Below are 23,865 nucleotides of genomic sequence, written 5' to 3' on the forward strand. Positions count from 1 at the left end.
GGGCGTCAGACCACCTGACCGACGCCCGCCGCCTCCGGCCAGCTCTGCGCCCCGGCCGGCCAGCCGGACGCCGGGGCCGGGGAGAGGCCGTCGGTGCCCCTGACCTGCGCCGCCGTCAGGCCGCCGCGGGCGGGGACACCGGGCGGGGTGGGTCCGGTGGGCATCGGTGAAGGGGCGAACGAGGCCGCGGCGGGCATCGGGGCCGGCGCGGGTGCCGGGACCGGAGCAGCCATGGGCTGCGGCGGCACCTGCTGCGGCATCTGCTGCGGCATCTGCTGGGGGACCGGTGGCTGAGGGATGTGCGGCGGCACCTGCTGCGGTACGGGCTGAGGCACCGGTTGCCGCACGGGCTGCGGCTGCACGGGCTGCGGGGGCGGGGGCGGTGACACCGGCGAGGAGACCTGCTGCGGCATCTGCTGCGGCCCCGACGAGGCTGAGGCTGCCGCCGGCATCGGCATCCCGCCGCCCGTGCCCACCGGAACCGGGGAGGGGGCGGCGGTGAGCGGCATGCCGACGCCGGCGGCCGGAGCGGCGGGGAGGCCCGGGACACCCGCACCGGCCCCGAGGGCCTGCGCGGCGAGGCTCTGGACGCCGGCGCCGTTGGTCTCGCCGACCAGGCGGTCCACGGCCGCCGTGCCCGAGCTGTAACCGCTCCCCGTGGCCTGCTCGGGCACGGCGGCTCCCCTCCTGGAGGTCCCGTAGAGCACCTGTTCCAGGCCGGACACCAGGCGGCGCACGTCCACCTGCGGACGCACCACGAGACGCAGGAAGCGGCTGGACGAGCCGATCTTGTTGCCGCACTCGCGGACCAGGAGCCGGTGCTCGGTGAGCATGCGGTCCCGGACCACGGTGCCCTCGGCGCCCACGGGGAGGCGTACGAAGAGGAAGTTGCCCTGGGACGGGTAGACCGTCAGACCGGGCAGGGAGGAGAGCTGGCCGGACATGTCCATCCGGTCGCGGCGCACCTGGTGCAGGCTCTGCTGGTACTCGGCGCCGTGCTCCTTCAGCATGAACACCACGTGTTCGGCGAAGGAGTTGAGGTTCCACTTCGGCAGCATCGAGCGGACGCGGCCCGCGAGCGCGGGGTTGGCGACGAGGTAGCCGAAACGGATGCCGTGCAGCCCGAAGTTCTTGCCGAGGCTGCGCAGGACGATGACGTTGGGGCGCAGCATCGCCTCCTGCACCACCGACGGTTCCACCTCGGCATCGGCGAACTCCAGGAACGACTCGTCGATCACCACCAGGTCGAGGTCGGCCATCGCGTCCATGAACTGCACGATCGCGTGCTTGTGCAGGAACCCGCCGTCGGGGTTGTTGGGGTTGCAGATCACCGCGACCCTGGTGCCCCGCGCCCGGATGAACTCGCCGTACTGGGCGAGGTCGAGGGCGAAGCCGCTGGACTCCTGGAGCGGGAACATGTCGACCCGCTTGCCGGTCTCCATGGGCTGGTCGGTCCAGCGGCCGAAGGTGGGGACGGGGACGGCGAGGGACTCGCGGACCAGCAGGTGGTCGATCCAGGTGATGAGTTCCGTCGAGCCGTTGCCCATCGCCACGCACTGCGGCGGGAGCCGGAGCAGACTGCACAGCTCGGCCGTGATGGTGTCGGCGCTGCTCGGGTAGTACGTGATGATGTCGCGCAGCCGTGCCGCCATGTCCTCGAACATGGCCGGGGTGGGGAAGTACGGATTGCACGGAATGCAGAAGTCCACCGGGCCGGCCCCGTCGCTCTCCCGCGCCAGCGCAGCCATCGAGGGGCTGTGCGCCGCGGTGCTGCGGAACAACGAGGTGACGTTGTCGGCCATGGAACCTCCGTGTACGGCGGGCCCGCCGGGGACGTACCGGGCCCGTCATGCGTGGGTGGCCCGCGCGGGGGAGCACGGGCCACCCGTACATACGAAGGGAGGTGTGGCGCTGTTCAACCGGTGTGAGAAAAGTGTGACGACGTGAACCCCCGGCGCGGTGTACGCGTCACGCGCCCCCGCGCGAGGTCCCCCGGACGGCGCCCGTGGCTCAGGTGCCGAACGAGTGCACCGTCGTCGTCCGGTACGTCTCGCCCGGACGCAGCACGGTCGACGGGAACGCCGGCTGGTTCGGCGCGTCCGGGAAGTGCTGGGTCTCCAGGCACAGCCCGTCGCCCTGGCGGTAGACCCGCCCACCGGTGCCGACGAGGGTGCCGTCGAGGAAGTTCCCGGAGTAGAACTGCAGGCCGGGCTCGGTGGTGGCGATCCGCAGGGTGCGGCCGGAGGACGGGTCGCGCAGGGTCGCGGCGTGCCCGGGGCGCGCGGTGACACCCTTGTCGAGCACCCAGTTGTGGTCGAACCCCTGCCCGTACAGCACCTGCTGGTGCGCGACGCGGAGGTCCCGGCCGACCGGCTTGGCGCTGCGGAAGTCGAACGGGGTGCCGCCGACCCGGGCCAGTTCGCCGGTGGGGATCAGCCCGGCGTCGACCGGTGTGTAACGGTGGGCGGCGATGGTCAGCTCGTGGTCGTTGATCGAACCGCTGCTCTCGCCGGCGAGGTTCCAGTAGACGTGGCTGGTGAGGTTGACGACGGTGGCCCGGTCGGTGGTGGCCGCGTAGTCGACGCGCCAGTCGCCGTGCCGGGTGAGGGTGTACGTCACCTTCGTCCGCAGGGTGCCCGGGTAGCCCATCTCGCCGTCGGCGCTGACGTAGGACAGGCGCAGTCCGACGTCGGATCCCTCGGCGAACGGCTCGACGTCCCAGACCCGCTTGTCGAAGCCCTGGGCGCCCCCGTGCAGACTGTTGGCACCGTCGTTGACGGACAGCTGGTGGGCCGTGCCGTCGAGGGTGAAGCGGCCCTTGGCGATCCGGTTGCCGTAGCGGCCGATCAGGGCGCCGAAGTACGGGCTGGACGCCACGTACTCCTCGACGGTGTCGAAGCCGAGCGAGACGTTGGCGTGGCGGCCCCGGCGGTCGGGGATCTCCAGGGACTGGACGATGCCGCCGTAGGACAGGACCTTCAGCCGGGTCCCGCCGTTGGCCAGCGACCAGCTGTGCACCTTCGTGCCGTCCGCGAGCGTGCCGAAGAGCGTCCGTACGGGCCTCCTGCCGCCGCCCGCACCCGCGCCCCGGCCGCTGCCCGAGGCGTGCGCCGTCCCACCGGTCGTGGCGGCGACTCCGGCGGCCGCGGCCGCCGCTCCGGCGATGACCGTGCGTCTGTTCAGTTCCACTATCAGGCTCCCTCGAGGAAAGGGCCCCGCCTTCCGGCGGGGCCCAGGCTGACTTACGAACCGACCTTGCGCTTGTTCCACACGTCGAAGCCGACCGCCGCCAGGAGCACCAGGCCCTTGATGACCTGCTGCCAGTCGGTGCCGACGCCGACGAGGTTCATACCGTTGTTCAGCACACCCAGGACCAGGCCGCCGATGATCGCGCCGAGCACGGTGCCGACACCGCCGCTCATCGACGCGCCGCCGATGAACGCGGCCGCGATGGCCTCGAGTTCGAAGTTGAGGCCGGCCTTGGGCGAGGCCGCGTTGAAGCGGGCGGCGAAGACCAGGCCCGCCAGGGCCGCGAGCATGCCCATGTTCAGGAAGACCAGGAAGGTGACCTTCTTGTCCCGCACGCCCGACAGCTTGGCCGCGGGCAGGTTGCCGCCGATGGCGTAGATGTGGCGGCCGATGACGGCGTTGCGCATCACGTAGCCGAAGCCGACGAGCAGCGCGCCGAGGATCAGCAGCACGATCGGGGCGCCCTTGTAGCTGGCCAGCAGCAGCGTGACGGTGAGGATGGCGGCGGTGAGCGCCACCAGCTTCAGCAGGAACAGCTTGGCGGGCAGGACGTCGAGGGCGAACTCCTGCTGGCGGCGCCGGTCGCGGATCTCCTGGAACACCACGAGGGCGATGAGTCCGAAGCCGAGCAACAGGGTGAGGTTGTGGTAGTTCGTGTTCGGGCCGACCTCGGGCAGGAAGCCGTTGGCCGTGGTCTGCAGCCCCTTCGGGAACGGGCCGAGGGTCTGGCCGTCGAGGAAGATCTCGGTCAGACCGCGGAAGGTCAGCATGCCCGCCAGGGTCACGATGAACGACGGTAGCCCGCCGTACGCGATGAACCACCCCTGCACCGCGCCCGCGATCGCGCCCACGGCCAGGCACAGCAGCACCGCGACGGGCCAGGGCAGGTCGTTGCGGACCATGAACACGGCGGCCATCGAGCCGACGAACGCCGTCAGCGAGCCGACCGACAGGTCGATGTGGCCGGCGATGATGACCAGCATCATGCCGATCGCCAGGATCAGGATGTAGCTGTTCTGCAGCACCAGGTTGGACACGTTGCGCGGCAGCAGCAGGTCGCCCTCGGTCCACACCGCGAACAGCACCACGATCAGGCCCAGCGCGATCAGCATGCCGTACTGGCGCATGTTGCGGCGCATGCCGTCCAGCATCAGCTGGAGCAGGCCGTCACCGGTGCCCGCCCCGTTCTTGCCCGGCGGCGCGGCGGCCGGGGTCTTGTCGGTGACATCCGTGCTCATCGGGTTACCTCTTTGTCCTTCGTCATCTGACGCATCAGCGATTCCTGGGAGGCCTCGGCCCGCGAGAACTCCCCGGTCAGCCGTCCGGCGGCCATCGTGTAGATGCGGTCGCACATGCCGAGCAGTTCGGGCAGCTCGGAGGAGATGAAGACGACCGCCTTGCCCTGGGCGGCCAGTTGGTCGATGACCGTGTAGATCTCGTACTTGGCGCCGACGTCGATACCGCGCGTCGGCTCGTCCAGGATCAGCACCTCGGGACCGGCGAAGATCCACTTGCTGAGGACGACCTTCTGCTGGTTGCCGCCGGACAGCTTGCCCACCGGTTCGAAGACCGTCGGCGCCTTGATGTTCATGGACGTGCGGAAGCCCTCGGCGACCTGGCGCTCCTCGTGCTCGTCGACGATCCCCCGCTTGGCCACCTTGCCCAGCGCGCTGAGCGAGATGTTGCGGTTGATGGTGTCGATGAGGTTCAGGCCGTAGTGCTTGCGGTCCTCGGTGACGTACGCGATGCCGTGCCGCACCGCCTCGGGGACGGACTTGGTCCGGATCTCCCTGCCGTCCCGCAGGACGGTGCCGCCCGCGTACCGGCCGTAGGTGCGGCCGAACAGGCTCATCGCCAGCTCGGTGCGGCCGGCGCCCATCAGACCGGCGATGCCGACGATCTCGCCGCGCCGGGCCTCCAGCGACACGTCGTCGACGACCTTGCGCTGCTGGTCGATCGGGTGGTGCACGGTCCAGTTGCGCACCTCGAGGGCCGGGGCCGTGCCCTCCTCCGGGTGGTGCGGGGTCCGCTCCGGGAAACGGTGTTCCAGGTCGCGGCCGACCATGCCGCTGATGATCCGGTCCTCGGTGGTCTCCGCGGCCTTCACGTCGAGCGTCTCGATGGTCCGCCCGTCCCGCAGGATCGTCACCGAGTCGGCGACCCTGCGGATCTCGTTCAGCTTGTGGGAGATGATGATCGAGGTGATGCCCTGGTCCTTCAGCTGGAGGATCAGGTCGAGCAGCTTGCCGCTGTCCTCGTCGTTGAGCGCTGCGGTCGGCTCGTCGAGGATGAGCAGCTTGACCTTCTTCGACAGCGCCTTCGCGATCTCCACCAGCTGCTGCTTGCCCACGCCGATGTCGGCGACCCGGGTGTCCGGGTGGTCGTCGAGCCCCACCCGGCGCAGCAGCTCGGTCGCGTGCCGCAGCGTCTCGTGCCAGTCGATGCGGCCGCGCTTGGCGTGCTCGTTGCCGAGGAAGATGTTCTCCGCGAGGGAGAGGTAGGGGACCAGGGCGAGCTCCTGGTGGATGATGACGATGCCCTGTTCCTCGCTGGCCCTGATGTCCTTGAACCGGCAGAGGCCCTCCTCGAAGAGGACCTCCCCCTCGTAGGTGCCGTGCGGGTGGACGCCGGAGAGGACCTTCATGAGGGTCGACTTGCCGGCGCCGTTCTCGCCGCAGATGGCGTGGACCTCGCCCTGCTGGACGGTCAGGGTGACGTCCGACAGCGCCTTGACGCCGGGAAAGGTCTTGACGATCGAGCGCATTTCCAGGACGGGTCCCGCCATGGTCGTGCCTTCCAATCCGTAGGGGTGCGGCGGTGGTTGGGTCGCCTGCGGGGGCCGCTTACTTGAGGTCGCTCTCCTTGACGTAGCCGGAGTCGACGACGGTCTCCTGGTAGTTGGCCTTGTCCACGGCGACCGGCTCCAGCAGGTAGGCCGGCACGACCTTCGCCCCGTTGTCGTAGGTCTCGGTGTCGTTGACCTCGGGCTCCTTGTCCGTCAGGAGCGCGTCGACCATGTTCGTGGCGACCTTGGCGAGCTCACGGGTGTCCTTGTAGACGGTCATGGCCTGCTGGTCGGAGATGATCGACTTCACCGAGGCGACCTCGGCGTCCTGGCCGGTGACGATCGGCAGCGGCTTGTTCTTGGAGCCGTAGTCGTCCGACTTCAGCGCCGACAGGATGCCGATGGAGATGCCGTCGTAGGGGGAGAGGACCGCGTCGACCGCCTCGCTCTTGTAGGACGAGGTCAGGATGTCGTCCATGCGCTTCTGGGCGGTGCCGCCGTCCCAGCGCAGGGTGGTGACCTGGTTCAGCTCGGTCTGGCCGGACCGGACGACGAGCTGCTTCTTGTCGATGTACGGCTGCAGGACGTTCATCGCGCCCTGGAAGAAGTAGCGGGTGTTGTTGTCGTCGTTGGAGCCGGCGAACAGCTCGATGTTGAAGGGGCCCTTCTCGCTGCCGTCCTTCAGGCCGAGCTTGTCGACGATGTAGTCGCCCTGGAGCTCGCCGACCTTCTCGTTGTCGAACGAGGCGTAGTAGTCGACGTTCTCCGTGCCGAGGATCAGGCGGTCGTAGGAGATCACCGGGATGTCGGCGTCCTTGGCCTGCTGCAGGACGTTGTTCAGCGACTTGTTGTCGATGGCCGCGACGATGAGCGCCTCGACGCCCTGCGTGATCAGGTTCTCGACCTGGGCGACCTGCTGGTCCGGGTCGTCCTCGCCGAAGACCAGCTTGGTCTCGTAGCCCTTGGACTCCAGGTTCTTGACGACGTTGTCACCGTCGGCTATCCAGCGCTCGGAGGACTTGGTCGGCATCGCGATGCCGACGGTGGCCCCCTCGGAGCCCGACTTGTCCTCCTCGCTGCCGCCCTCGCTGCTCTGGCCGCAGGCGGACAGGGTGAGGGCGAGGGACGCGGCGGTGGCTACGGCGGCGAGGGCGGCTCTGCGGTTACGCATGATCATCATCCTTGATGTGGGTGCGGTGACGGTCCGGAGGTGCGAACTCACCTGTGGGGTGAGGTGTTCGGCGACGAAGGGCGGGCCGGGGGGAGAGGTGCGGGGGGACGCGGTGCGAGGAGGGCGCCGGAGGGGACCGACTAGGGGTGTGTGGGATTGTGCGCGGCTGTGTCTGCTTCTGTGAAGCCGCGTTCCCGGAACGTTATGACGGGATGGCGAACCTGTGCAGCTTCCCCGGGAGCCGTGAACCGATCGGGTCCATGTCGCGGTCCGCGCCGTGGCGGGCGAGCAGGTCCAGGGCGAGCCGGCCGCGCCGCACCCGCTCCTTGGCGCTCGTCAGCGTGACGTCCCGCATGTGGTGCCCGTACGGGTAGATCCCGGGCGCCTTGGACAGGCCGAACTTCAGGTACAGCGGCGCGCCGCGCCGGATCAGTTCGGCCACCTCGTACATCCGGACGTAGCCGCCGAGGTCGTCGGGGGCCTCGATGTACATGTCCATCGGAGCGGCCGAGACCCGTCTGATCTCGGTGAGGTGATCGAGCGTCAGGTCGCTCGGCACGTTGATCGAGTCGGCGCCGAGCTGCTCGTAGACCGCGTACGAGGCCGGGTTGACCGGTCCGACGAGGGCCGAGAGCTTCAGCGTGGTGTCCTGCGGGATGATCCCGGCCGTCCGTGCCCGGTGCAGCGTCCACAGCACCCCCTCGTCGGCGACGAGCAGGCACTTGACGCCCAGCTCCGTCGCCCGCACGGCGTCTTCGACGCAGCCGGCGACCGCGTCGTGGCCCCGGGCGCGCAGTCCGGCGCCGCGCGAGTCGCTGCGGGTGGAGCCGCCGATGTCCCAGGTGCCGCGCGGGCCGGTGAACAGGCAGAGCTCGATGTCCCGTTCGGCGGTGGCCTCGACCATCTCGGTGATCTCGGCGTCGGTCAGCATCCAGACGCCGCTGCCCTGGCTGATCCGGTGGATCGGCACGTCCAGTCGGGAGGCTTCCTTCAGGACCACCGCCAGCGCCTCGGGCCCCTCGCAGGAGGGAACCTCGGTGCGCCAGCGGCCGCCGTCGGGGAAGGAGTGCGGCGAGGCGTCGGCGGGGTCGGGGGCGGGCGCGCCCAGACCGAGCGTGGTGAGCGCCTGCTCACCGGGCCTGCGGACTGCCTTGGCGGAAGCGTCGGTCACAAGATGTCCTTTTGTTCGGTATGTCGGACGAAGTGTGCGGCCCTGGCGAGGGGCCGGGCGGGGCGGGGAGCCGGAGGGGCACCGTGTGCGCCGGTGCGGGGCCGGTGAACGGGCCCCGCCCGCGCGTACCGGCGGGGCCCTACGGGCGCAGCAGGACCTTGCCCACCTTCGGGTCGCCGGACCCCACCAGCTCGATGGCCTCCGAGAACCCGGCCAGCGGCAGCTCGTGCGTGACCAGTGGCCGCGGGTCGAGCAGCCCGGCGGCGAACACCCGCACCGTGTGCGCCCAGGCGTCCGGCGGCGCCCCGAAGACGGTGTGCACCTCCAGTTGCCGTACGACCAGGTCCGTCGGGTCGAGACCGTCCGCGCCCGGCGCCGGGATGCCCGTCAGGACGAGCCGCCCGCCGCGCCTCAGCAGCGCGGCGGCCGTGCGGGCCGCGTCGGCGGAGCCTGCGGTCTCGATCACCACGTCGAAGTCGTCCGGGAGCGGCTGGTCCTTGGTGCGGAAGGCGGTGGCGCCGTAGCGGCGGGACAGTTCCTCGCGGTCGTCGCGGGTGCCGACGACCAGGAGTTCGGCCGGGGAGTTCGCGCGCAGGAACTGCACCGCGAACATGCCGAGGGTGCCCGTACCGACCACGGCGACCCGCTCACCGGGCACGGTGTTCGCCTTGAGCGCGGCGGCGGCGATGCAGGCCGCCGGCTCCAGCAGTGCCGCCGCGGTGAGGTCGGCGTCGTCCGGCAGGACGTGCAGCAGCCGGGCCGGGAGGGTCAGGGTGGCGGCCATCGCCCCCGGCTGGGTGAACCCGGTCTCCTCGTAGCCCGCCGAGCACAGCGTCGTCTCACCGGCGTGACAGCGGTCGCACACCTGGCAGTTCCGGAAGCCCTCGCCGACGACCTTGCGGCCGGTGAGCGATGCCGGCACGCCCGCGCCCACCCGCTCCACGGTCCCGGACCACTCGTGGCCCGGGGTGAGCGGGTAGCGCACGTACCCCTCGGGGCGGTTGCCCTGGTACACCTCCCGGTCACTGCCGCAGATGCCGCTCGCGTGCACCCGGACCAGGGCCTCGCCGGGGCCGGGATCGCGCGGTTCGTGGGCGACGAGGCGGTGCGTGCCGGGGCCTTCGACGACGACGGCCCCGAAGGACGCGCCCGCGGCCCCGGCCGTGGGGCCGGTCACTGCGTGCCCTTGGGCCTGCGCTGCTCCCAGCCCTCGGCCCACAGGTCGAAGCGGGCCTGCTGCTGCGGGAACTCGGCCGCCGCGTCGACGTCCAGTTCCACGCCGAGGCCGGGGGCGTCGGAGAGGTGGAAGCAGCCGTCCTCGGGGTTCACCTGCGGTGCGCCCTTGACGACCTTCTTGATCTCCGCGTCGGCGAAGTCGTTGAAGTGCTCCAGGATCTTGAAGTTCGGTGAGGTGAAGCCGACCTGGAGGGACGCGGCGGTGAGCACCGGGCCGCCGACGTTGTGCGGCGCGACCAGCATGTAGTGGGTCTCGGCGGTCGCGGCGAGCTTGCGGGTCTCCCAGATGCCGCCGATGTGGCCGACGTCCGGCTGCAGGATGTCGACGGCCTGGCTCTCGAACAGCTCACGGAACTCGATGCGGTCGTGGATGCGCTCACCGGTGGCGACCGGGATGTCGACCTTGGCGGCGACCTTCTCCAGCGCCTTGAGGTTCTCCGGCGGGACCGGCTCCTCCAGCCAGGCCGGCTTGAAGGGAGCCAGGTCCTTGGCCAGCCGGACGGCGGTGGCGGGGGAGAAGCGGCCGTGCATCTCCAGCATCAGCTCGGCCTCGGGGCCGATGGCGTCGCGCACCGCCTCGATCAGGGAGACGGCGTACAGGCTCTCCTTGTGGTCGAGCTCGAAGTGCCCGGTACCGAACGGGTCGATCTTCAGAGCCCGGTAGCCGCGCTCCATCACCGTCTGCGCGGCCTTGTGGTACGCCTCCGGGGTGCGCTCCGTGGTGTACCAGCCGTTGGCGTACGCCTTGACCTTGTCGGTCACCCTGCCGCCGAGCAGCTGCCAGACGGGGACGCCGAGGGCCTTGCCCTTGATGTCCCAGCAGGCCATCTCGACGACGGCGATACCGGACATCACGATCTCCCCGGCACGGCCGTAGTCGCCGTACTTCATCCGGCGGACCAGGTCCTCGACAGCGAACGGGTCCGAGCCGAGAATGTGGTTGGCCTCGGCTTCCTTCAGATAACCCACGAGGGCGTCGGTGTGGCCCAGCATCCGGGTCTCGCCGACTCCCGTGAGCCCCTCGTCGGTGTGCACCTGGACGTACGTCAGGTTGCGCCACGGCGTCCCGACGACATGTGTGCTGATTCCGGTGATACGCACGGACGTTGCCCCTCGTTGTGTTGGTGGACCCTGCGGCCTGTCGGTGTTGCGGTGCGACGTGTTCGGTATTTCGTCACACGTTCGAAATGCTGGCGTGACAGTAAGGACGGCGCGGTGGACGTGTCAATGGGTCGCGCGCATAACGGTTTCGACAGTTTCGAAACCAATGGGCGTGCGCCTCTACCAAACCTTTACGTTCCGCTCTAGGAACCGGGCGTGAGCGGAACCTAGTCTTCCCGCGTCATGGATTACTGCCACCCGTGCCGAAGGCACCTCAACGGCGCCCTCGCATGCCCTGGGTGCGGCACTCCCGTCGGGAGCCTCCCGGCCGGCCCGGAGGCTCCGGGCGCCTCTTCGGCGGCGGTCCACGGGAGCGGCTTGCCGGAACCCGGGCGGGCGGCGGAGCCGGAACCCGGAGTCCGGCCGGACCGCGAACCCGAGCCGGACCCGGAGCGGGCCGTGGGGGCGGGCGGGGCCGGTGGCACCGGCGGGCCCGCCGGGCCCGGGAGGCGGCAGGACGAGGACCCCGCGACCGCCGTGCCCGGGGGCCGGACCGCTCCGCCCGCGGGCACGGCGGTCGCGGACGAAGATCCGGGAGCGGGTGCGAGCCGCCGGGACCGCAAGGCCGCGGCGCACCGCAGGCGGCGGCGTCGGTCGCTGCTGGTCGTGGCGGGATCAGTCCTGGCCGTGGGCGCGTTGAGCCTCGCGGAGCTGGGGCTGGACACGCCCGGGAGGCAGTCCGAGCCGACGGTGGTCGGGGACGAGACGCCGGACGGCGGGGCGTCCGAGGTCGAGCCGGCACCGCAGCCGAGCGGCGCTCCGGACGCGGGCGCGGGGACACCCGTGACGTCCCCCTCACCGGAGGAGTCCGGCTCGCCGTCGGCCTCGGAGTCACCGGCCTCGGAGTCACCGGCCTCGGAGTCACCGGCCTCGGAGTCACCGGCCTCGGAGTCACCGGCCTCGGAGTCACCGGCCGGGGAGGGATCCGCGCAGGCGGAGGAGGAGTCCGGTGGGGCGAGGCCCCCGGCGCCCGTGGACACCGCCCCGGCCGGCCCGACGGCGGCCGGGCCGCAGGAGCCCCCGGCCCGGCCGGACACCCCGGACGACCCGGCCCCGACCGCCACGGAGCCGGAACCGGAGCCCTCCCGGACCTGCGAACGCTTCCTGTGGTGGTGCGCCTGACGGCCGCTCACTCCCGGCCTTCGGGCACCGCCCCTTCGGTGTCCAGCATCGCCCGCAGGGTGTCGCGCAGCGAACGGCGCTGCTCCTCCGTGAGGGCCGCCAGCGGCTCGCGGGCGAAGCGCAGCGACTCGCGCAGGCCGCGGGCCACCCTGCGGCCCTCCTCCGTCGCCGCCGCCACCTTCACACGGCGGTCCGCCGGGTCCGGCCGGCGCTCGACCAGACCGCGGGACTCCAGGCGGTCGACGATCCCGGTGACGTTCGACGGCTCGCACTTCAGGCGGTGGGCGAGCTTCCGCATCGGCAGGGGCTCCAGGCAGAGCAGGCTCAGGAGGCGGGCCTGTGCGCCGGTGAGCGTGTGTCCGGCCGCAGCCTCCTCGTACTCCTCGTGGTAGCGGGCCACCACCGAGCCGATGAGGTCGACGACCTCCAGCGTCAGGGCGTCGGGGCGGTGGGGTGAACCGGGTGTGGCGGCCATGCCCCCAGGGTACCCACATGCTTGACATCCTGAAATATTCAGCTGCATGGTTGTTTCAGGTAATGAAACACTTCGAGGAGAGGCTCCACCCCATGTCCGACACCTCCGCACTCCCCGCCACCGGCCGCGAATGGCACCTGGCGAGCCGGCCCGTCGGCTGGCCGAAGCCCGAGGACTTCGCCCTGGTCGAGGCAGAGATCCCCACCCCGGGGGAGGGCCAGGTGCTGGTGCGGAACACGTACCTCTCCGTGGACCCCTACATGCGCGGCCGGATGAGTGACGCCAAGTCCTACGCGGCGCCGTACGCGCTGGGCGAGGCCATGCAGGGCGGTGCCGTCGGCGAGGTCGTCGCCTCCCGCGCGGAAGGACTGGCCGTCGGCGACCACGTGCTGCACGGCCTCGGCTGGCGCGAGTACGCGCTGGTGGACGCCGGGGGCGCCGTCGCGGTGGACGCGCAGGCCGCGCCGCTCTCCACCTACCTGGGCGTGCTGGGCATGACCGGGCTCACCGCCTACGCGGGACTGCTGCGCACCGCCGCCTTCAAGGAGGGCGACACCGTCTTCGTCTCCGGGGCCGCCGGCGCCGTCGGCAGCCAGGTGGGGCAGCTCGCGAAGCTCAAGGGGGCCGCGCGCGTGATCGGCTCCGCCGGCTCCGACGAGAAGGTCGCGCTGCTCCTCGAGGAGTACGGATTCGACGCGGCCTTCAACTACAAGAGCGGCCCGGTGGGCCGGCAGCTGCGTGAGGCCGCGCCGGACGGCATCGACGTCTACTTCGACAACGTCGGCGGGGAGCACCTGGAGGCCGCGATCGGCTCGCTGAACCGGGGAGGGCGGATCGCCGTGTGCGGGATGATCTCCGTCTACAACAACACGGAACCGGCGCCGGGCCCGCGCAACCTCGCCCGTCTCATCCAGACCCGGGGCCGCGTCGAGGGCTTCCTGGTGGGGGACCACTACGACCTCCAGCCGGAGTTCGTGCGGGAGGTCGGGCCCTGGGTCGCCTCCGGCGAGCTCAAGTACCGGGAGACCGTCGCCGAGGGCATCGAGAACACCCTCGAGGCGTTCCTCGGCGTCCTGCGCGGCGACAACACCGGAAAGATGGTCGTCAAGCTCTGACACCGCCCGTCGGCCGGCGGTCCGGGGAGACCGCACCGCCGGCCGACGACACGCCGGCGCCGGGCCGCTATCATTACCCCCTGGGCGATCTTGGGGTGGGCTTCCGGTATCTCCTGAAGGGCCAGCGATGGGTGGCCCGGCACGGCAGGCAGTACGGGTTCGGCCTGCTGCCGGGGCTGATCACGCTGGTGCTCTACGCGGCGGCGCTGGTCGCGCTGGCCGTGTGGGGAGCGGACTTCGTCGACTGGGCGACACCGTTCGCCGACGACTGGGCCGACCCCTGGCCCGGCCTGTTCCGCGGCCTGCTCACCGTCCTCCTCTTCGCGCTCGGCCTGCTGCTCTCCGTCATCACCTTCACCGCGGTGACGCTGCTCATCGGCCAGCCCTTCTACGACAGCCTCTCCGAGGAGGTCGACCGGGACGTCTCGCCCGACGGCACCGCCCCCGAGTCCGACCTGCCGCTGTGGCGGGAGCTGTGGATCTCCGCCCGGGACAGCCTCCGCATCGTCGTACGGGCCCTGCTCTGGGCGGTGCTGCTCTTCGGGCTCGGGTTCGTCCCGCTCGCCGGGCAGACCGTCGTGCCGGTGATCGGGCTCATGGTCACCGGGTTCTTCCTCACCGAGGAGCTGACGGCGGTGGCCCTGCAGCGGCGCGGGGTCGAGCTGCGGGCGCGGCTGACCCTGCTGCGGGGTCGCAAGACCCTCGTCTGGGGCTTCGGCACGCCGCTGGCGCTGGCCTTCCTCGTCCCGTTCGTCGCCGTCTTCCTGATGCCGGGCGCGGTCGCGGGCGCCACCCTCATGGCGCGCGACCTGCTCGGCGAGGAGACCAGGGACGCCAACGGCGCCAAGGCGCCCGTGGCGCCGTCGCAGCAGCCCCCGCCGATCATCCGCCGGGACGGACACTGAGCGTGCCGCGCGGCGACCGCTTCGTGGTCCTTTGCGAAGGGTTCGTACGAACTCCTGACCGAGTGCTCGATCACGGACCGCGGGAGCACCGCGAGAACGGACGCCTGGACCGGGGTAGCTTTCGCAGGCCGGGGTATTCCTCCCCGTGAGCAGCCCCGGTCCGGGACCCTGACCCCGGACCGGGGCTCACGCGCGTCTCCCCGGGTGTCCCGCTACGGCCGCACGGCGAAGCCGTACACCGTCTCCGAGCGGAACGTCCCGCCCGGCCGCAGGACCGTGCACGGGAAGTCGGGCCGGTTCGGGGAGTCGGGGAAGTGCTGCGTCTCCAGCGCGATGCCGGCGCCGGGAGCGAAGGGCTCCCCGATGTGGTCGGCGGTGTAGAGCTGCATCCCGGGTTCGGTGGTCGCCACCGTGAGCACCCGCCCGGACGCCGGGTCGTACAGCTCGGCGACCTCCACCGGCGTCGGCGTCACGCCCTTGTCGAGCACGAGATTGTGGTCGTACCCGGTGCCCGTCCTGCGTGCCCCGCGGAAGTCGAAGCGGGTGCCGGTCACATCCCGGTGGTCGCCGTCCGGGATCAGATCCGCGTCGACGGGCGTGAACCGGGAGGCGGCGAGCCGCAGTTCGTGCCCGGCCGCGCTGCCGGAGCCGGCCAGGTTCCAGTACGAGTGGTTCGTCGGGTTCACGACCGTCGGCGCGTCCGTCACCGCCTCGTACACGATCCCCAGGGCGCCCCGTTCGTCCAGCGTGTACGTCACCGACATCTCCAGGCGGCCGGGGAAGCCCTCCTCGCCGTGCGCGGAGGCCAGGGTGAGGCGCAGACCGTGCGCGACCGGCGTCACGTCCCACACGCGCTTGTCGAAGCCGCGTTCACCGCCGTGCAGCGAGTTCGGCCCGTTGTTCGCCGCGAGCGTGTGGACCCGGCCGTCCAGCGTGAAGCGGGCGCCCGCGATGCGGTTGGCGTACCGCCCGACCACGGCGCCCAGGTACGGCTCCGGATGGGCGAGATAGCCGTCCAGGCCGGGGAAGCCCAGCACCACGTTCCGGGACCGCCCCTGACGGTCCGGCACCTCGACGGCCTGCACGATCCCTCCGTACGACAGGACCCGTACCCGTACGCCGGCCCGTTCCAGGGTCCAGCGGTGCACCGGGGTGCCGTCGGAAAGTGTGCCGAAGAGTTCGTTCATGTGCGAAACAATAGGTCACGGCTTCGCCGCCGTGACCGTACGGTGGGCGATCTCCGCCAGCCTCGCCTGACCGTCGACGCCGGGGTGGAACCAGTCCCAGCGGCTCAGCTGCGCGGTGCCGAACCTGTACGCGTACACCGCCCCGCCGTCGTAGCGGCACCGCTCGTCCGCGGCACAGACCTCCTCCAGCGCCCTGTTGTACTCCTCCACCCGGCCCCGCACCGTCTCGCGCCGCTCGTTCGCCGCCGCGTCCAGGGCGTCCGGATCGCCCAGCATCGACGGACAGATGCCGAGCTTCCACACCTGCTTGCCCGTCTCGCTGGTCCGCCCCTGCGACCACAGCCGCTTCAGGTCCGGCACGCTCGCCACGTACACCTGGGCCTTGGGCAGTGCCCTGCGCAGGGTTCCTATCGCGTCCTCGAAGTCCGCGCGGAAGTCGGCCACCGGCGTCATCGCCGACGTCGTGGCCCGGCAGGCGTCGTTCGCCCCGGCCATCACCGCCACCAACTCCGGCGCGCGGGTCACCGCCCGGGCCATCTGACCGGGCAGGTCCGCCATCCGCGCCCCGGTGACCGCGTAGTTCCAGCTCCGCTCGGCCGCCCCCGACGGACCCAGCAGCCGCACCGCCAGACTGTCGACCTTCTCGCTGCTGCCCGTCGCCCACGACACCTCGGGACAGTCCGCCAGCACCGAGCACGCGTCGAAACCGGTCGTGATCGAATCGCCCACTGCGGCCACGGAGGCGGGGCTGGTGTCCCAGACCGGTGTGGGCGACGGGGCCGGCGCGGCCTTCTTCTCCCCGGCGCCGGACGGAGCGGCCCGGCCGCCGCCGACGGCGTCGCAGCCGGCGGCCCCCAGCACGGTGGCCGCCACCACGGCGAGCACGGCCCGCGAACGGCCGCGCCCGGGCCCCCTCCACCGCGTCCCCTGGTCCATCCCGCAGCCTCCCCGCACGTCGTCGTCACCGTCCCCCATGCATAACAACGCACGGGAGTTCCCGCCTGCCCGGCCGTCCGCCCCGGCCGGCTCACCCGAACGGCGCCCCCGCCACGGCGGCGCCCCCGGCACGGCCCGCGCGATCCGACAGGCGGCATCCCCGGGGTTGTCGTCCTGCCGGGTGAATGGCGGAAGTTTCCGGGCACCTGGACGGACGGTACGTCACACTCCTTCCCCCACCACGCGGTAGCCTCGGCCACAACGGGCCTCCCGGCCCCCGCTGATCGGCCCTTTCCGACCTGTCCCGCTCTGTCCGGAGGTTCCGGTGACGACACGTGGAGTCCTGTACGTGCACTCCGCGCCGCGCGCGCTGTGCCCACACGTCGAGTGGGCCGTCGCGGGGGTGCTCGGCGTGCGCGTCGGCCTGGACTGGATCCGGCAGCCCGCCGCCCCCGGCACCTGGCGCTCGGAGTTCTCCTGGAAGGGCCAGGCGGGCACCGCCTCCAAGCTCGCCTCCGCGCTGCGCGACTGGCAGCTGCTGCGCTTCGAGGTCACCTCGGAGCCCTGCCCCACCGCCGAGGGCGAGCGCTACAGCTGCACCCCCGACCTCGGCATCTTCCACGCCGTCACCGGCATGCACGGCGACATCATGATCCCCGAGGACCGGCTGCGCGCCGCCCTGGTCAGGTCCCAGCACGACGGGACCGACCTGGAGGCCGAGATCGCCAAGCTCCTCGGCAAGCCCTGGGACGACGAACTGGAACCCTTCCGCTACGCGGGCGAGGGCGCCCCGGTCCGCTGGCTCCACCAGGTGGTCTGACCACAGCCGTACCGCGTGCCCCGCACCGCGTCTCCCGCCCCCTCCGGCACGCCGAAGGGCCCCACCTCGTGAGGTGGGGCCCTTCTCACCTGCGCACGGGGCGCACCGGCGCCGGTCAGACCGACCGGAACGCCAGCACCACGTTGTGCCCGCCGAACCCGAACGAGTCGTTGAGGGCGGCGATGCGGCCCTCGACGGGCAGCTTGCGCGCCTCGCCGCGGACCACGTCCGCGTTCGCCTCGGCCTCGGGGTCGATGGTGTCGACGTTGATGGTCGGCGGAGCCACCCGGTGGTACAGCGCGAGCACCGTCGCCACCGACTCCACGCCACCGGCACCGCCGAGCAGGTGCCCGGTCATCGACTTGGTCGCGGAGACCGCCATGTGGTCGACGTCGTCGCCGAACACCTTGCGCAGCGCCTTCAGCTCGGCGATGTCACCGGCCGGCGTCGAGGTGGCGTGCGCGTTGACGTGCACGATCTCGGACGGCGCCAGGTCGGTGGCGTCCAGCAGGTTCTGCAGGGCGTGCGAGATGCCGCGGCCCTCCGGCTCCGGCTGCACGATGTCGTGGCCGTCGGCCGAGACACCCTGGCCGACCGCCTCCGCGTAGACGCGGGCACCGCGCGCCGCGGCGTGCTCGGCGGACTCCAGGACGATCACACCCGCGCCCTCGCCGAGGACGAAGCCGTCCCGGCCGACGTCGTAGGGACGCGAGGCGCCCTGCGGGTCGTCGTTGTTCTTGGACATCGCCATCATGTTGCCGAACGCGGCGATCGGCAGCGGGTGGATCGCCGCCTCCGTGCCCCCCGCGACGACGACGTCGGCGCGGCCGGTACGGATCATCTCGATGCCGTAGCCGATGGCCTCCGCGCCCGACGCGCAGGCGGAGACGGGCGTGTGCACGCCCGCCCGGGCGCCCACGAGCAGGCCGACGTTGGCCGACGGGCCGTTCGGCATCAGCATGGGGACGGTGTGCGGGGAGACGCGGCGGACGCCCTTCTCCTTCAGCACGTCGTACTGGTCCAGCAGGGTCGTCACGCCGCCGATGCCGGAGGCGATGACCGTGCCGAGCCGGTCCGGGGCGACCTTCGGGTCCTCACCGGCCCTGCCCTCGAAGCCGGCGTCGGCCCACGCCTCCTTCGCCGCGACCAGCGCGAACTGCGCCGAGCGGTCCAGGCGGCGGGCCTGCGGCCTCGGGATGGTCTCGGTGGGCTCCACGGCCACGCGGGCCGCGATACGGACCGCCTGGTCGGCGGCCCACTCCTCTGTCAGGGCCTTGACGCCGGAGCGTCCGGCGACCAGACCCTCCCAGGTCGAGGCCGCGTCGCCACCCAGCGGTGTGGTTGCGCCGATACCGGTGACGACCACGGTGCGATTGGTCGAGCTCATCGGAATTCTTTCTCCAACGGATTACGAGGATTCGTACGGCGCCACCGCCGGGTGGCGGGGCCGGGGCTCCCGGCCCGAGCGTTGCTCAGGCCTGGTGCTTGAGGATGTACTCGGTCGCGTCGCCGACCGTCTTGAGGTTCTTGACGTCGTCGTCCGGGATCTTGACGTCGAAGCGCTCTTCGGCGGCGACGACGACCTCGACCATGGACAGCGAGTCGACGTCCAGGTCGTCGGTGAAGGACTTGTCCAGCTGGACGTCCTCAACCGGGATGCCGGCGATCTCGTTCACGATCTCCGCGAGACCGGCGACGATCTCTTCCTGAGTGGCGGCCATGATGGCTCCTTCGCTGTGGTTCCTGAGGGTGTGGCGCCTGCCGCGACAGCGGCAGGTGGTGCGGTTCCCGTACCGGACCGGGGTGATCCGGCACGGAGTGCCTAGGGGAGGGTAACGACCGTTGCGGCGTAAGCGAGACCCGCCCCGAAGCCGATGACGAGCGCGGTGTCGCCGCTCTTCGCCTCGCCGGTCGCCAGGAGCCGCTCCATCGCGAGCGGGATCGAGGCGGCCGAGGTGTTGCCGGTGGTACGGACGTCACGGGCGACCGTGACGTGCTCCGGCAGTTTGAGGGTCTTCACCATCGAGTCGATGATCCGCACGTTGGCCTGGTGCGGGATGAAGACGTCCAGCTCGTCCGAGGTGATCCCGGCCGTGTCCAGCGCCTGCTGGGCGACCTTCGCCATCTCGAACACGGCCCAGCGGAAGACCGCCTGGCCCTCCTGGGTGATCGCGGGGAACTTCACGTTGCCCGCGCTGTCGAGGGGCAGCTCGGAGACGTCGCCGGTCCGGAAGCGGTCCCACGCCACCGTCTGCTTGATCGTCTCGGACTTGTCGCCCTCCGACCCCCACACGGTCGGGCCGATCGCGGGCTCCCCGGACGGGCCGACGACGACCGCGCCCGCGCCGTCACCGAACAGGAAGGCGGTGGCCCGGTCCTCCAGGTCGGTCAGGTCGCTCAGCCGCTCCACGCCGATGACGAGCACGTACTCGGCGGAACCCTCCACCACCATGCCCTTGGCGAGGGTGAGGCCGTAGCCGAAGCCCGCGCAGCCGGCCGAGATGTCGAAGGCGGCGGCCTTGTCCGTGCCCAGCAGGTCGGCGATCTCCGTGGCCACGGCCGGGGTCTGCTTGAAGTGCGACACGGTCGAGACGACCACGGCGCCGATCTGCTCGGCGTCGATGCCCGCCTCCGCGATCGCCTTGCCCGACGCCTCGACGGACATCGCCGCGACGGTCTCCTCGGGCGACGCCCAGTGCCGGGTCTCGATGCCGGAACGCGAGCGGATCCACTCGTCGGACGAGTCGATCGTCTCCAGGATCACCTCGTTCGGCACGATCCGGGTGGGCCGGTACCCGCCCACACCCAGGATGCGGGCGTACGGGGCGCCCTTCGCGGGCTTGATCTTCGCCATGCGGATTCTGCTCCTTGGGGCGTCAGACGTGCTCGGAGACGAGCTCGCGGGCGGCGTCGAGGTCGGCGGGACTCTTCAGGGCCAGCGTCTTCACACCGGGCAGCGCACGCCTGGCGAGGCCGGTCAGGGTTCCCCCGGGGCACACCTCGATCAGCGCGGTCACCCCGAGCTCCTTGAACGTCTCCATGCACAGGTCCCAGCGGACCGGGTTCGCCACCTGGCCGACCAGGCGCTCCAGCACCCCGGCACCGGTCGCGACCGTCGCGCCGTCCTTGTTCGACACGTACACGGCCTTCGGGTCGCCCGGCGCCAGGTCCTCGGCCGCCTTCGCCAGCGTGTCGACCGCGGGAGACATGTGGTGGGTGTGGAAGGCGCCGGCCACCTTGAGCGCGACGACCTTGCGCACGCCCTCGGGCCTGTCCGCCTCCAGCGCCGCCAGCTGCTCCCTGGTGCCGGCCGCCACGATCTGGCCCGCGCCGTTGACGTTCGCCGGGGTCAGCCCCAGCTTCTCCAGGTGCGCCACGGTGACGTCCGGGTCGCCGCCGAGCAGCGCCGCCATCCCGGTCTCGGTGACCGCGGCGGCGTCGGCCATGGCCAACCCCCGCCTGCGGACCAGGCTCAGCGCGGCCGTGTCGTCGAGGACCCCCGCGAACGCGGCCGCGGTGAACTCGCCGACGCTGTGACCGGCGACCGCGCCGGGCGCGATCCGCGCCACCGCCGAGGCGGCGTCGGCCGCACCGGCACCCAGTGCCGAGACGGACAGCAGCCCGGCCGCGACCAGCAGCGGCTGGGCGACGGCCGTGTCGCGGATCGCGTCCGCGTCGGCCTCGGTGCCGTAGTGGGCGAGGTCGAGTCCGATGGCGTCGGACCAGCCGGCGACGCGGTCCGCGGCACCGGGAAGGTCGAGCCATTCAGTCAGGAAGCCGGGCGCCTGAGCGCCCTGGCCGGGAGCGACGAGTACGAGCACTCTCACACTCTCTCTTGACGACGGCCGAAGCCGCCCGTGGGGACAGGGACCAAGAACACGAGGGGGTTTTGTGGAACCCCGACAAGGAGCTAGAGCTGAAGATCGCCGTCGGCCAGGCGCCCCAGGATGAGTGCGATCCGCAGTGTGAACGCAGAGCGTACATCGGAGGGTGACCATCCGGTGACGTCTGTCACACGTCGGAGCCGGTAACGCACGGTATTGGGGTGCACGAACAGCATCCGTGCGGCCCCCTCGAGGCTGCTCGCCTGCTCCAGATAGACGCTGAGCGTCTCCAGCAGTGCGGCCCCGGCCTCCTCCAGCGGTCTGTAGATCTCCTCCACCAACTGCTCGCGGGCCGCGGGATCACCGGCGATCGCCCGCTCCGGCAGCAGATCGTCGGCCAGCACCGGACGCGGCGCGTCCTCCCAGGCGGAACACGCCTTCAGGCCCGCCGCGGCGGCCTGTGCTGACCGGGTCGCCGCCTGGAGGTCCGGCACCACCGGCCCCGCCACCACCGGCCCCTGCGCGTACGGCCCGATCAGTGACTTGGCGACGGCCAGCGGGTTGTCGCTGCCGCCCGCGATCACCACCAGCCGGTCTCCGAGCACCCCCGTCAGCACCTGGAGCTTGGCGTGCCGGGCGGCCCGCCGGATCGCCTCCACGGTCAGTTCCGAGTCGCCGTTGGGCGCGGTGCCGAGCAGCACGCACACGTGCTCCGGCGAGTTCCACCCCAGGGCGGCGGCCCGGGACACGGCACCCTCGTCGGCCTCGCCGCTGAGCACCGCGTTCACGACCAGGGACTCCAGCCGCGCGTCCCAGGCACCCCGTGCCTCGGCGGCCTGCGCGTACACCTGCGCGGTGGCGAACGCGATCTCCCGCGCGTACACCAGCAGCGCCTCGCGCAGCACCGACTCGTCGCCCGGCGCGGCCACCTCGTCGATGGCGCTCTCCATGACCTCGATGGTGGTGCGCACCATCTCCACGGTCTGCCGCAGCGTGATGGCCCGGGTCAGCTCGCGCGGCGCCGTCCCGAAGACGTCGGTGGAGATGGCCTGCGGCGCGTCCGGGCGCCGGAACCACTCGGTGAAGGCGGCGATGCCCGCCTGGGCGACCAACCCGATCCAGGAACGGTTCTCCGGGGGCATCGCCCGGTACCAGGGCAGCGTCTCGTCCATCCGCAGGATCGCCTGCGCGGCGAGGTGGCCGGACGATCTCTCCAGCCGCTTCAGCGTCGCGGGATGCGGGTGGACGGGGCCTACCGGGGTCTCGGGCTTGCTGGTTTCGGGTTCGGGCACGGTGACAAGACTGCCTCATCCGGACGCCGGGACACGTCGCCGGGTCTGCCGCGAGGTCTCCCGCCGGGACCGGGAGTCCCGCGTCGGGACTACCGTGGACGGCGTGACGGACCTACGGCGCGCGCACGGGCGCTTCCAGGGCGGCGATCCGGCGGCCGGCATCGAGAGCCGGCACGCCTTCTCCTTCGGCCCCCACTACGACCCCGACAACCTCCGCTTCGGCGCGGTGGTCGCCTGCAACGAGGAGCGGCTGGCCCCCGGCGCCGGCTTCGACGAGCATCCGCACCGCCACACCGAGATCGTGACGTGGGTGGTGGAGGGCGAACTGACCCACCGCGACTCCGCCGGCCACGAGAGCGTCGTCCGGCCCGGCGACGTGCAGCGGCTGAGCGCCGCGTCCGGCGTGCGGCACGTGGAACGCAACGACGGCCCCGGGCCCCTGACCTTCCTCCAGATGTGGCTGGCCCCGCTGGAACCCGGCGGCGACCCCTTCTACGAGGTCGTCCGCGGCATCGCCGACTCCACCCCGTACGCCCTCCCCGAGGCGGGCGCCGTGCTCCACGTCCGCCGGCCGGCGGCGGGGGAGCGGACCGCCCTGCCGGACGCCGCGTACGTGTACGCCCATGTGGTGCGCGGTGAGGTGCTGCTGGACGGGGCCCGGCTGGGGCCGGGTGACGCGGCCCGCCTCACGGACACCGAGGACGCCGAAGCGGTCGCGGTGACCGGGGCCGAGCTGCTGCTGTGGGAGATGCGCGGCGCGTGAACCGGCTCCGTGGTGCCGGGCGGGCGCTGCCGTACCCTGCCGGGATGACGCAGCACCCCGTGCCGGACCAGCGGCGGCCCGCGAACGACGGGCCGAAGGCCGCCGCCCGCAACCGTGCCGCGCTGGTCACCGCCGCCCGGGAGATCTACGCGGAGCACGGTCTGGACGCCCCGCTGTCCGCGATCGCGCGCCGCGCCGGGGTCGGACAGGGCGTCCTGTACCGGCACTTCCCCGACCGGGCCGCGGTGACGACCGCCGTACTGGAGGAGAACGTCCGGGAGATCGAACAGGCGGCCGAGGCCGAGGACGCGACCCTCGCCGGCGTGCTCGGGGTGCTGACCTGGCACCTGAAGGAGTCGGCGGCGTTCATCGGCCTCCTGCACGCCGACGGGTCGGACCACCGCTCCGCCGTCCGCGCCCACGCCCTGGCCCTGTCCCGGCGGGTCGAACACGCCCTGCGCGCACACCTGCCGGACGCCGGCCACCGGCTGGCCACGGCGGACGACCTCATGCTCGCCGTCGCCATGGTCTCCGGCGCCGTCACCGGCCCCTCCCACGAGGAGCGGGAGCGCAGGGCGCTGGCGGCCTGGCGGCTCCTCGGCGTCGAGGTGGGACCGGTGCGGCCCTTCTACGGGTAGAGGGTCTTTCCGGCC

Annotated in this window: 22 protein-coding genes; 6 read left to right on the forward strand and 16 right to left on the reverse strand. The window is 71.8% G+C overall.

Annotation, left to right across the window (positions count from 1 at the left end):
• Positions 1-5: 5 nt before the first annotated feature.
• From ORI94_RS04695 to ORI94_RS04730, 8 genes are all read right to left on the reverse strand, one after another.
• Complete coding sequence (locus ORI94_RS04695; RefSeq protein WP_266072719.1) at positions 6-1,802, reverse strand: pyridoxal phosphate-dependent aminotransferase; 1,797 nt, start codon at positions 1,800-1,802, stop codon at positions 6-8.
• Between the two features lie 208 nt (positions 1,803-2,010).
• Positions 2,011-3,189, reverse strand: a complete 1,179-nt coding sequence (locus ORI94_RS04700; protein ID WP_266072720.1) for an aldose epimerase family protein — start codon at positions 3,187-3,189, stop codon at positions 2,011-2,013.
• Between the two features lie 53 nt (positions 3,190-3,242).
• Positions 3,243-4,487: a multiple monosaccharide ABC transporter permease gene (gene mmsB / locus ORI94_RS04705; protein WP_266072722.1), complete on the reverse strand. Its 1,245-nt coding sequence runs from the start codon at positions 4,485-4,487 to the stop codon at positions 3,243-3,245.
• The gene (gene mmsA / locus ORI94_RS04710) at positions 4,484-6,034 is read right to left on the reverse strand and encodes a multiple monosaccharide ABC transporter ATP-binding protein (protein ID WP_266072724.1); all 1,551 of its coding nucleotides are present in this window, start codon (positions 6,032-6,034) and stop codon (positions 4,484-4,486) included. The genes mmsB and mmsA overlap by 4 nt, the downstream gene beginning before the upstream one ends.
• 58 nt (positions 6,035-6,092) lie before the next feature.
• Complete coding sequence (gene chvE / locus ORI94_RS04715) at positions 6,093-7,205, reverse strand: multiple monosaccharide ABC transporter substrate-binding protein (protein WP_266072726.1); 1,113 nt, start codon at positions 7,203-7,205, stop codon at positions 6,093-6,095.
• A 202-nt stretch (positions 7,206-7,407) separates the two neighbouring features.
• Positions 7,408-8,376 (reverse strand): hypothetical protein, encoded by a 969-nt coding sequence (locus ORI94_RS04720; protein WP_266072728.1) that lies wholly within the window; start codon positions 8,374-8,376, stop codon positions 7,408-7,410.
• 139 nt (positions 8,377-8,515) lie between these two features.
• Complete coding sequence (locus ORI94_RS04725; RefSeq protein WP_266072729.1) at positions 8,516-9,553, reverse strand: zinc-dependent alcohol dehydrogenase; 1,038 nt, start codon at positions 9,551-9,553, stop codon at positions 8,516-8,518.
• Complete coding sequence (locus tag ORI94_RS04730) at positions 9,550-10,713, reverse strand: mandelate racemase/muconate lactonizing enzyme family protein (protein ID WP_266072731.1); 1,164 nt, start codon at positions 10,711-10,713, stop codon at positions 9,550-9,552. Before ORI94_RS04730 ends, ORI94_RS04725 begins: the two co-directional genes overlap by 4 nt.
• A 666-nt stretch (positions 10,714-11,379) precedes the next feature.
• On the opposite strand from ORI94_RS04730, the gene ORI94_RS04735 reads away from it, so the two are divergent.
• A complete protein-coding gene (locus ORI94_RS04735) occupies positions 11,380-11,895 on the forward strand; it encodes a hypothetical protein (RefSeq protein WP_266072733.1) in 516 nt (171 codons plus the stop codon).
• A gap of 7 nt (positions 11,896-11,902) precedes the next feature.
• On the opposite strand, the gene ORI94_RS04740 is transcribed toward ORI94_RS04735, so the two are convergent.
• Positions 11,903-12,370, reverse strand: coding sequence for a MarR family winged helix-turn-helix transcriptional regulator (locus ORI94_RS04740; RefSeq protein ID WP_266072735.1), 468 nt, complete (start codon positions 12,368-12,370; stop codon positions 11,903-11,905).
• Positions 12,371-12,462: 92 nt separating this feature from the next.
• Between ORI94_RS04740 and ORI94_RS04745 the strand changes: the two genes are divergently transcribed.
• Positions 12,463-13,485 carry an NADP-dependent oxidoreductase gene (locus ORI94_RS04745; RefSeq protein ID WP_266072737.1) on the forward strand — a complete coding sequence of 341 codons (1,023 nt, stop codon included), beginning with the start codon at positions 12,463-12,465 and terminating at the stop codon, positions 13,483-13,485.
• An 80-nt stretch (positions 13,486-13,565) separates the two neighbouring features.
• Positions 13,566-14,390, forward strand: coding sequence for an EI24 domain-containing protein (locus ORI94_RS04750; RefSeq protein ID WP_266073215.1), 825 nt, complete (start codon positions 13,566-13,568; stop codon positions 14,388-14,390).
• A 212-nt stretch (positions 14,391-14,602) separates the two neighbouring features.
• Here the strand turns inward: ORI94_RS04750 and ORI94_RS04755 are convergent, their stop codons facing one another.
• Both ORI94_RS04755 and ORI94_RS04760 read right to left on the reverse strand, forming a co-directional pair.
• Complete coding sequence (locus ORI94_RS04755; RefSeq protein WP_266072739.1) at positions 14,603-15,577, reverse strand: aldose epimerase family protein; 975 nt, start codon at positions 15,575-15,577, stop codon at positions 14,603-14,605.
• A gap of 15 nt (positions 15,578-15,592) precedes the next feature.
• Positions 15,593-16,513 carry an SGNH/GDSL hydrolase family protein gene (locus tag ORI94_RS04760; RefSeq protein WP_266072741.1) on the reverse strand — a complete coding sequence of 307 codons (921 nt, stop codon included), beginning with the start codon at positions 16,511-16,513 and terminating at the stop codon, positions 15,593-15,595.
• A gap of 325 nt (positions 16,514-16,838) precedes the next feature.
• Here ORI94_RS04760 and ORI94_RS04765 point away from each other — a divergent pair, with 325 nt between their 5' ends.
• A complete protein-coding gene (locus tag ORI94_RS04765; RefSeq protein WP_266072743.1) occupies positions 16,839-17,333 on the forward strand; it encodes a DUF3145 domain-containing protein in 495 nt (164 codons plus the stop codon).
• 115 nt (positions 17,334-17,448) lie between these two features.
• Here the strand turns inward: ORI94_RS04765 and ORI94_RS04770 are convergent, their stop codons facing one another.
• From ORI94_RS04770 to fasR, 5 genes are all read right to left on the reverse strand, one after another.
• Complete coding sequence (locus ORI94_RS04770; RefSeq protein WP_266072745.1) at positions 17,449-18,720, reverse strand: beta-ketoacyl-[acyl-carrier-protein] synthase family protein; 1,272 nt, start codon at positions 18,718-18,720, stop codon at positions 17,449-17,451.
• An 85-nt stretch (positions 18,721-18,805) separates the two neighbouring features.
• Positions 18,806-19,054: an acyl carrier protein gene (locus ORI94_RS04775; protein ID WP_004988657.1), complete on the reverse strand. Its 249-nt coding sequence runs from the start codon at positions 19,052-19,054 to the stop codon at positions 18,806-18,808.
• 101 nt (positions 19,055-19,155) lie between these two features.
• Positions 19,156-20,187: a ketoacyl-ACP synthase III gene (locus tag ORI94_RS04780; protein WP_266072753.1), complete on the reverse strand. Its 1,032-nt coding sequence runs from the start codon at positions 20,185-20,187 to the stop codon at positions 19,156-19,158.
• A gap of 22 nt (positions 20,188-20,209) precedes the next feature.
• On the reverse strand, positions 20,210-21,154 hold the full coding sequence (locus ORI94_RS04785) for an ACP S-malonyltransferase (protein ID WP_266072755.1): 945 nt from the start codon (positions 21,152-21,154) through the stop codon (positions 20,210-20,212).
• 89 nt (positions 21,155-21,243) lie between these two features.
• On the reverse strand, positions 21,244-22,449 hold the full coding sequence (gene fasR, locus ORI94_RS04790; protein ID WP_266072757.1) for a fatty acid biosynthesis transcriptional regulator FasR: 1,206 nt from the start codon (positions 22,447-22,449) through the stop codon (positions 21,244-21,246).
• Positions 22,450-22,552: 103 nt separating this feature from the next.
• On the opposite strand from fasR, the gene ORI94_RS04795 reads away from it, so the two are divergent.
• Both ORI94_RS04795 and ORI94_RS04800 read left to right on the forward strand, forming a co-directional pair.
• A complete protein-coding gene (locus tag ORI94_RS04795; RefSeq protein WP_266072759.1) occupies positions 22,553-23,212 on the forward strand; it encodes a pirin family protein in 660 nt (219 codons plus the stop codon).
• Positions 23,213-23,256: 44 nt separating this feature from the next.
• On the forward strand, positions 23,257-23,850 hold the full coding sequence (locus ORI94_RS04800) for a TetR/AcrR family transcriptional regulator (protein WP_266072761.1): 594 nt from the start codon (positions 23,257-23,259) through the stop codon (positions 23,848-23,850).
• The last annotated feature ends 15 nt before the right edge of the window (positions 23,851-23,865 follow it).

This window comes from Streptomyces sp. NEAU-W12, from assembly GCF_026242095.1.
In the GTDB taxonomy this organism is placed as follows: domain Bacteria; phylum Actinomycetota; class Actinomycetes; order Streptomycetales; family Streptomycetaceae; genus Streptomyces.

Coding starts and splice junctions, on each gene's coding strand:
- ORI94_RS04800 (WP_266072761.1), top strand. CDS start 23,257: ATGACGCAGCACCCCGTGCCGGACCAGCGGCGGCCCGCGAACGACGGG.
- ORI94_RS04695 (WP_266072719.1), bottom strand. CDS start 1,802: ATGGCCGACAACGTCACCTCGTTGTTCCGCAGCACCGCGGCGCACAGC.
- ORI94_RS04755 (WP_266072739.1), bottom strand. CDS start 15,577: ATGAACGAACTCTTCGGCACACTTTCCGACGGCACCCCGGTGCACCGC.
- ORI94_RS04745 (WP_266072737.1), top strand. CDS start 12,463: ATGTCCGACACCTCCGCACTCCCCGCCACCGGCCGCGAATGGCACCTG.
- ORI94_RS04770 (WP_266072745.1), bottom strand. CDS start 18,720: ATGAGCTCGACCAATCGCACCGTGGTCGTCACCGGTATCGGCGCAACC.
- ORI94_RS04775 (WP_004988657.1), bottom strand. CDS start 19,054: ATGGCCGCCACTCAGGAAGAGATCGTCGCCGGTCTCGCGGAGATCGTG.
- mmsB (WP_266072722.1), bottom strand. CDS start 4,487: ATGAGCACGGATGTCACCGACAAGACCCCGGCCGCCGCGCCGCCGGGC.
- ORI94_RS04760 (WP_266072741.1), bottom strand. CDS start 16,513: ATGGACCAGGGGACGCGGTGGAGGGGGCCCGGGCGCGGCCGTTCGCGG.
- ORI94_RS04740 (WP_266072735.1), bottom strand. CDS start 12,370: ATGGCCGCCACACCCGGTTCACCCCACCGCCCCGACGCCCTGACGCTG.
- mmsA (WP_266072724.1), bottom strand. CDS start 6,034: ATGGCGGGACCCGTCCTGGAAATGCGCTCGATCGTCAAGACCTTTCCC.
- chvE (WP_266072726.1), bottom strand. CDS start 7,205: ATGCGTAACCGCAGAGCCGCCCTCGCCGCCGTAGCCACCGCCGCGTCC.
- ORI94_RS04780 (WP_266072753.1), bottom strand. CDS start 20,187: ATGGCGAAGATCAAGCCCGCGAAGGGCGCCCCGTACGCCCGCATCCTG.